This window comes from Nocardioides alcanivorans, from assembly GCF_021555175.1.
Classification (GTDB): Bacteria; Actinomycetota; Actinomycetes; order Propionibacteriales; family Nocardioidaceae; genus Nocardioides; species Nocardioides alcanivorans.
This window is the reverse complement of sequence record NZ_JAKGRW010000013.1, coordinates 103,512-110,386: the sequence shown is the minus strand read 5'-3', so window position 1 is coordinate 110,386 and position 6,875 is coordinate 103,512. Positions and strand designations below refer to the sequence as shown.

9 protein-coding genes and 3 pseudogenes are annotated in these 6,875 nt (G+C 69.2%); 9 read left to right on the top strand and 3 right to left on the bottom strand.

Going from position 1 to position 6,875, the window contains the following annotated elements; translation table 11 throughout:
• Positions 1–401 precede the first annotated feature (401 nt).
• The 4 genes from L1066_RS08250 to L1066_RS08240 all read left to right on the top strand — a co-directional run bounded on the left by L1066_RS08250 (position 402) and on the right by L1066_RS08240 (position 1,906).
• Positions 402–1,052 (top strand): sigma-70 family RNA polymerase sigma factor, encoded by a 651-nt coding sequence (locus tag L1066_RS08250; protein WP_312007325.1) that lies wholly within the window; start codon positions 402–404, stop codon positions 1,050–1,052.
• The gene (gene rsrA, locus L1066_RS08245) at positions 1,049–1,306 is read left to right on the top strand and encodes a mycothiol system anti-sigma-R factor (RefSeq protein ID WP_235735884.1); all 258 of its coding nucleotides are present in this window, start codon (positions 1,049–1,051) and stop codon (positions 1,304–1,306) included. The genes L1066_RS08250 and rsrA overlap by 4 nt, the downstream gene beginning before the upstream one ends.
• A gap of 83 nt (positions 1,307–1,389) precedes the next feature.
• Positions 1,390–1,464 (top strand): 50S ribosomal protein bL37, encoded by a 75-nt coding sequence (locus tag L1066_RS28515; protein ID WP_369759046.1) that lies wholly within the window; start codon positions 1,390–1,392, stop codon positions 1,462–1,464.
• A gap of 70 nt (positions 1,465–1,534) precedes the next feature.
• On the top strand, positions 1,535–1,906 hold the full coding sequence (locus L1066_RS08240) for a thioesterase family protein (RefSeq protein WP_235735883.1): 372 nt from the start codon (positions 1,535–1,537) through the stop codon (positions 1,904–1,906).
• Between the two features lie 24 nt (positions 1,907–1,930).
• Here L1066_RS08240 and L1066_RS08235 read toward each other — a convergent pair whose 3' ends face one another.
• Entirely contained in the window at positions 1,931–2,395 is a 465-nt protein-coding gene (locus tag L1066_RS08235) for a LysR substrate-binding domain-containing protein (RefSeq protein WP_235735891.1), read from the bottom strand.
• 263 nt (positions 2,396–2,658) lie between these two features.
• A pseudogene (locus L1066_RS08230) lies at positions 2,659–2,838 on the bottom strand (helix-turn-helix domain-containing protein); the annotation flags it as partial.
• Positions 2,839–2,929: 91 nt separating this feature from the next.
• On the opposite strand from L1066_RS08230, the gene L1066_RS08225 reads away from it, so the two are divergent.
• From L1066_RS08225 to L1066_RS08215, 5 genes and pseudogenes are all read left to right on the top strand, one after another.
• Positions 2,930–3,940, top strand: a complete 1,011-nt coding sequence (locus L1066_RS08225) for an LLM class flavin-dependent oxidoreductase (RefSeq protein ID WP_235735882.1) — start codon at positions 2,930–2,932, stop codon at positions 3,938–3,940.
• A pseudogene (locus L1066_RS28510) lies at positions 3,934–4,053 on the top strand (NAD-dependent epimerase/dehydratase family protein); the annotation flags it as partial. The gene L1066_RS08225 and the pseudogene L1066_RS28510, both read left to right, overlap by 7 nt.
• Positions 4,038–4,406 (top strand): annotated as a pseudogene (locus L1066_RS26545) (SDR family NAD(P)-dependent oxidoreductase); the annotation flags it as partial. The pseudogenes L1066_RS28510 and L1066_RS26545, both read left to right, overlap by 16 nt.
• Positions 4,406–4,675, top strand: a complete 270-nt coding sequence (locus L1066_RS26540; RefSeq protein ID WP_283095333.1) for an SDR family NAD(P)-dependent oxidoreductase — start codon at positions 4,406–4,408, stop codon at positions 4,673–4,675. The pseudogene L1066_RS26545 and the gene L1066_RS26540, both read left to right, overlap by 1 nt.
• 70 nt (positions 4,676–4,745) lie before the next feature.
• On the top strand, positions 4,746–5,540 hold the full coding sequence (locus L1066_RS08215; RefSeq protein WP_312007328.1) for an amidohydrolase family protein: 795 nt from the start codon (positions 4,746–4,748) through the stop codon (positions 5,538–5,540).
• On the opposite strand, the gene L1066_RS08210 is transcribed toward L1066_RS08215, so the two are convergent.
• Complete coding sequence (locus L1066_RS08210; protein WP_235735889.1) at positions 5,541–6,818, bottom strand: acetolactate synthase; 1,278 nt, start codon at positions 6,816–6,818, stop codon at positions 5,541–5,543. It lies immediately after the preceding gene.
• Positions 6,819–6,875 lie beyond the last annotated feature (57 nt).

Genomic DNA, 6,875 nt, shown 5'->3' with positions numbered 1-6,875 from the left:
GGACTTCGTGGTTAAACCGTTACGTTGCCGCCAGGTGCCGTCATCGAGGAAGTCGCGGTTGGAGTGAGCTGCCTGAGGCAGGGTTGGGACCCTGTTGGTGCAGGGGAGAAGGAACCCGTTCGGTCGACCTGAGGAGTTCTCGAGAACACCGAGTTGTGTCCCGTGCCGCACGGCGACCACTCGTTCAAGGTGGCCAAGAGCGCGCCGATCACGCCCGACGAGGTGGCCGGACTGATCGTCGCGGCGACGGTGGAGTGGCTCGAGCGCGAGATCCTCTGAGCCTCGGACCAGCCGGGACGAGGTGTCGTCTCGGGGAACAAACTCCGGAACGAGGCTGTTCACCCGACGTGCTCACACTTCTGGATCGCCCGGAATCACGGACTCCCGTAGGCTGGGAGGTGATGACTGATTCCATGACCACCCCGCTCACGACGGACGTCGAGCTCAGCGAGGTCGATCTCGCCAACGAGACCGACCTCCAGCGATCGGCGCGGTTCGAGCGCGATGCGATGCCCTACCTCGACCAGCTCTACTCGGCGGCCATGCGGATGACCCGCAACCCGGCCGATGCCGAAGACCTGGTGCAGGAGACCTTCGCCAAGGCGTTCTCGGCGTTCCATCAATACCGGCCGGGCACCAACCTCAAGGCTTGGCTCTACAGGATTCTCACCAACACCTTCATCAACACCTACCGCAAGAAGCAGCGGCAACCGCAGCAGTCGATGGCCGAGGACGTCGAGGACTGGCAACTGCACCGCGCGGAGTCCCACACCTCGAGCGGCCTCAAGTCGGCCGAGACCGAGGCGCTGGAGCACCTGCCTGACTCGCAGGTCAAGGACGCGCTGCAGCGACTTCCGGAGGAGTTCCGCCTGGCGGTCTACCTCGCCGACGTTGAGGGTTTTCCCTACAAGGAGATCGCCGAGATCATGGACACCCCGATCGGCACCGTCATGTCCCGCCTGCACCGCGGGCGGCGCCAGTTGCGCGACATGCTCAGTGACTACGTGCGCGACAACGACCTGCTCCGCCTCGACGAGGAGGGCAAGGCATGAGCACCGAGCCGCAGGACTGCGCCGACTACTTGGAACGCATCGTCTTCCTGATCGACAACGAACTCGACGAGGCCGACTGCTCCGACGTACGCCGTCACCTCGATGAGTGCGGCCCGTGCCTGCACAAGTACGACCTTGAGCTCACGGTCAAGCAGGTGGTTGCGCGGTCGTGTTCCGAGCAGGCGCCCGACGGTCTCCGCCAGCGGGTGCTCGTGCAGCTGCGTCAGGTCCAGGTCCGCATCAACGAGGCCTGACCGGGGTCCGTCCGGCGGCCCGATTCGCGGCGAGAGCCGTTTTCCTGCGACAATGACCGCCGCAGTTCGATCCAGGAGGAATCATGGGCAAGACCGGCCGCAAGCGCCGCGCACGCAAGAAGAAGGGCGCAAACCACGGTAAGCGCCCCAACGCCTGATCTTCAGGTTGCGCAAGAATTTCAGGACCCCCAGCCCCACGGGCTCGGGGGTTCTGGCATTTTCATGACCATGGCTGACCTGACCGCGACCCGGACCTTCACCGTGACCGACGCCGACACCGCCGAGGCAGTGGGCTCGGGGAGCCTCCCAGTGCTCGCCACCCCGCGACTCCTCGCCTGGTGTGAGGCCGTCACCTGCACCGCCATCGAACCGCTCCTGGCCGACGGTCGCACGAGCGTCGGTACCCGGGTGTCGCTGGAGCACCTGGCCGCCAGCAGGATCGGGGCCGAGGTGAGTGTCGAGGTGACCGCGGTCTACACCGAGCCCAAGCTGGTGCGGTTCACGGTCTCCGCGCGGATGGGGAGCAAGCTTGTCGGTTCCGGTGAGGTCACGCGCGTCGTGGTCGACGCCGAGCGGTTCCTGGCTCGCCTCGCAGGCTGATCGGGGACGGGGTCACTCGATCGGTCAGTCGATCGCGGGGCGCCAGCCTTGGTCGATCGCGAGCCGTTCCACGACTCGCAGCACGGTGGCGACCACCGGGTTGTCGGCTGCGTCGTCGACGCGGTAGGTCAGGTACCACGGAACCATCCGGACCGGCGTCATCGGCCGCCACACCAGGCCGTCGAGGTAGTCGCGGCTCACCGACTCCAAGGTGAGCAGCACGGTCCGCTGGTCCGAGAGGACGTCGCTGCCCGTGCTGAGTCCGAAGGTCACCTCTCGCGTCCACGTGGGTTCCAGGCCGGCATCGGCCAGGTAGCTGGTCACCCAGGTGTTCCACGAGCTCATCGTCTGGTCGATCGAGAGCAGTGGGTAGGGCCGGAGGTCTGCAGGCGTGAGGCGGTCCTGTGCGGCAAGGGGGTGTGCGGCACCGACGAGAGCGCCGAGCCGTTCCTCGCGCACCCGGGTGCTCCGCAGGCCCTGTCCGCGGATCCGCCCGGCGATGGCAAGGGCAAGGGTGCCGTCCAGCAGCTGGGCGGCGACGTCCTCGCGGGGAGGGTCGTCTGGTGGATCGCCGCCGCCGGCACGTGGGCGCGAGCGGCAGCCAGGATCCTCCGTGGCGTGAGCAACGACGGCTCGCTCACGTGGATCCGCAGCACCTCGGGCAAGCCACCGGCACGCCGGGTGTCCCGGACGGCGCTGCGCACCTGGTCGAGGATCTCGGCTGCGCGGTCGGCGAGCACCTCGCCGGCGGCTGTGGGCGTGACCTGGCGGCTGGTGCGGTCGAAGAGCCGAACCCCCAAGCGGCGTTCGATCCGTTGCAGTGACTGGCTCAGTGCCGGTTGGGCCATGGTGAGGGCGGCCGCGGCCCGGGTGATGTTGCGCTCGCGGGCGATGGTCGCGACGTACTCGAGGTCGCGCAGCGAGAGATCCATCATGTCGAGATACTAGATCAGTGCCTGCTTTGGTGTTGGTGTCATGCCCCCGTTCGACCCCACGATGGAGGTCCCGAACGAAGGAGCGAGCATGCGCGTCGGCCTCACGCTGGAGATGAAGGCGTCACCCCACCGCGACCAGTCGTGGACGGACCTGTGGGAGGACTGCCTGTGGACCTTCGAACAAGCAGAGGAGCTCGGCTTCGACTCGCTGCTGGTCCAGGAGCACTTCTTCAGCGAGGACGGCTATGCGCCGTCGATCCCCATCTTCCTCTCCCAGCTGGTCAGCCGCACCAGCACGGCCCGGATCGGCTCCTACATCTACGTCGCCCCGCTGCACCACCCGCTGGCACTGGCGCAGGAGACGGCGGTGCTCGACCGGCTCTCGGGCGGCCGCCTCGACGTGGGCATCGGCAGCGGCCACCGGGTGGCGGAGTACGTCGCCTTCGGCCTCAACCCGCGTACCCGTCCCTCCCGGATGGAGGAGACCATCGAGTTGCTGAAGCGTGGCTGGTCCGGTCAACCGGTCGACCACGACGGCAAGTACTTCCAGATCCCCGGGCTCCAGGTGCAGCCCACCCCGCTCCAGGAGCCCCACCCGCCGTTGTGGGTGGCGGCCACGACTCCGGCTGCGGCTGCCCGTGCCGGTCGACACGGCGCCAACCTGGCGGGAGCTTCCGTGGACCCGGAGGTCCACGAGGCCTATCACGCGGCACTGGCCGAGGCCGGCCACGAGCCGGGCTCCACCCGGGTCTCCAACCCGTGGAGCATCACCGTCACCGACGAGGATCCCGAAGCGGTGTGGGAGCGCAACCAGCACCTCTACTTCGAGCGTTGGGACTACTACCGGCGGATCCGGTCGGAGTTCGGCGACCCGGACCTCGACTACGGACTCGAGCCCTCGGCGGACACCTATCGGGCCAACGAGCTGATCGGTGATGCCGACACGGTTCTCGCGGTGCTCGAGCCCTTCGTCAAGGACCTGGGCCTCACCGACCTGGTGCTCTTCGGCCCGCACCCGGGTGTGGACCTGCGTACCGAGGGCATCGAGAGCCTGCGCAAGTTCGCGGCCGAGGTCCTGCCCACCCTCAAGTCGTGGTGACCGGCGCGGGCCTGGTCCTCGTGACCGGGGCGGCCGGCGACGTCGGCAGGGCCGTGGTCCGCCAGCTCGTCGCCCGAGGAGATCGGGTGATCGCGGCCGACAACCGGCCGGGGAGCTCGCCTCGCACCACCTGCCCGGGGCGAGTGGCGCCCACGTCGACCTGGCGGACGACGCAAGCGTCGAGTCCCTGGCCGAGGCGGTGCTGGGGCTCCGGGCGGAGCTGGAGCCGGCCACGTTCGGATTGGTGCACTGTGCCGGCCTTGCCCAGATCACGCCACTGGCCGACTCCGACCCGGCGACCTGGGACCTGCTCTACCGCGTCAACCAGCGGGGCCCGTTGCTGCTGACTCGGGCATTGCTCCCAGCGTTGCGGGAGGCGGGCGCCAGTGTCGTCTTCGTCGGCTCCGACTCGCGCGCGCCGGCGCCGGTGGCGAGGTCGTGTACGCCGCCACGAAGGCGGCGCTGATGGGTGCCGCCAAGTCGTTGGCCCGTGAGCTGGCCCGGCACGGCACCCGGGTCAACGTGGTGAGCCCCGGGCCGATCGCCGGCGAGATGTCCGAACAGCTCACCCGGGAGGACCCGGACTACCTGGCCCGGCTGACCAGGGCGATCCCGCTGCGCAGGTTGGCGTCCCCGGACGACGTGGCCGCCAACATCGCCTGGCTGCTCGGGCCGGAATCCAGCTATGTCACCGGGCAGACGCTCAGCGTCTCCGGTGGCATCACCATGAACTAGCGACCAGCACGAGGAGAACCATGAAGACCGTCGACGCGCACATGCACCTGATCAATGTCACCGACCGTGACTGGTACCCGGGCCTCAAGGTCTGGGGGAAGCCATCGGCGTCCCGGGCCTCTACGCCGACTTCTCGCTCGAGGACTACCGGCAGGGCACCGATCGCCCGGTTGATGCCTTCGTCCATGTCTCGGCAACCACCAAGCCCCGGGCCTACGTGGAGGAGACGGCCTGGGTGGACCGGTTCGCGGAGGAACACGACCTCGACCTCGCGATCGTTGCCACCGTCGACCCCACGCTGGAGCGCACCGAGCTGCTCGCCGACCTGGAGACCCAGGCCGCCACGGTCCGGCTGCGGGGACTACGTGTCCTCGACGGTCTCGAGCCCGGCAGCCCAGCTGCCGATCTCGTGCTCGGTTGGCTGCAGGAGCGCGGTCTGGTCTTCGACCTCGTGACCAGCCCGCCTGCGATGCGTTCCTGGTTGAGCGAGTTGGAGCGGTACCCCGAGCTGCGGGTGGTGCTGGAGCACACCGGCTGGCCGGTCGGCACCGACGACGACGCGCGCACCGGCTGGGAGGGAGCGATGAGGGACTTCGCCTCATCCACCCCGCACCTGTGCAAGCTGTCCGGGTTGGGGATGACCACGATGGACCTCTCGGTACCGACGCTGCGGCCGTGGCTGGAGTTCGCGATCGAGCACCTCGGCTGGGACCGGGTCGCCTTCGGCTCCAACCTCCCGATCGAGACCATGGCAGGCACCCACGGCCAGCTGCTCGCGACGCTCGACGAGGTGGTGGGCTCGGCCGCGAAGGAGGACCGGGCCAGGTTCTGGGGTCAGAACGCGGCCCGGACCTACTGGGCCTGATCAGATCCCGAACGTGCTCCGCGGGTAGGCGGCGTTGACGTCGGTGATCACGTTGACCAGGTAGGGCACCCCCGAGGCAAAGGCGCGGTCGATGGCCGGACCGATCTGCTTGGGGTCGGTCACCGTCTCACCCGCGCCGCCCAACGAACGCACCACCCCGTCGTACGACGTCTGGGGTGCCAGGTCGGCTGCGACGTCGTAGCCGTAGAGCATCTGCATGGGGCCCTTCTCCAGCCCCCAGGCGGAGTTGTTGCCGCAGATCATCACGACGGGAAGGTTCTGGCGCACCAGGGAGTCGACGTCCATGAGTGAGAACCCGGCTGCGCCGTCGCCCAGCAGCAGCACCACCTGCGAGGACGGACGCACCAGGCGCGCGGCCATGGCCGCACCGAGCCCCGCCCCGAGGCAGCCGTAGGGTCCGGGGTCGAGCCAGCCACCGGGGCGCTTGGGCTCGATGAACTTGCCGGCGAAGCTGACGAAGTCGCCGCCGTCGCCGATAACCACGGCGTCGTCCTCGAGCCGAGGCACCAGTTCGCCGTAGATGCGGGCCGGGTGCACGGGGTCGGCCGTGGCGCCGAGCAGTTCCGCGTCTCGAGCCGCCGTCGCCGCGACCGTCTCCTGCAGCGCGGTGCGCCACGGTGTCCAGTCACGCGGCCCGATCCGGTCGACGGCGTGTCCCAGGTCGGTCAGGACGAGGGCGAGATCGCCGTGCGCCCAGCCCGCGAGGTGGGCATGGTGGCTCACCTGACCGGCGGAGTCGGCCAGGTGCACCACGCGGGTGAGCGGGGCTCCGTCCTTGCCCCCGAAGGACCCGTAGGAGAGGCGGAAGTCGAGCGGAGTGCCGACCACGACGACGAGGTCGCTGGTGCCCAGTGCCTGACCGCGCGCCTTGGTGACCAACAGCGGGTGGCCGCCGGGGATCACGCCACGGCCCATGCCGTTGGTGATCGCCGGGATGCCGATCGACTCGACGAGCGCCAGGGCAGCTTCGTCGGCGCCGTCGGCCCATACGTCGGTGCCCAGGACCAGCACCGGTCGCTCGGCAGAGGCGACCAGGCGGGCGATCGCATCGATGGCGTCGGCGTCGGGTGTCTCCCGCACCCGGGTCGGGGCAGTGGCGAGGCGCGTCTCCGCCGTGTTGAAGAGCTCATCCATCGGCACGTCGACGAAGACCGGTCCCCGGTGGGAGGAGCCTGCGACGGTGAAGGCCTCGTCCATGCCGGCGGCGACGTCCGCCGCGGTCGGCAGCGTCCGGGCGAGTTTCGAGACCGGGGCCAGGATCGGGGCTGGTCGAGCTCCTGCAAGGAGCCCGTGCCCCAGCGGTTCGCAGGTGCG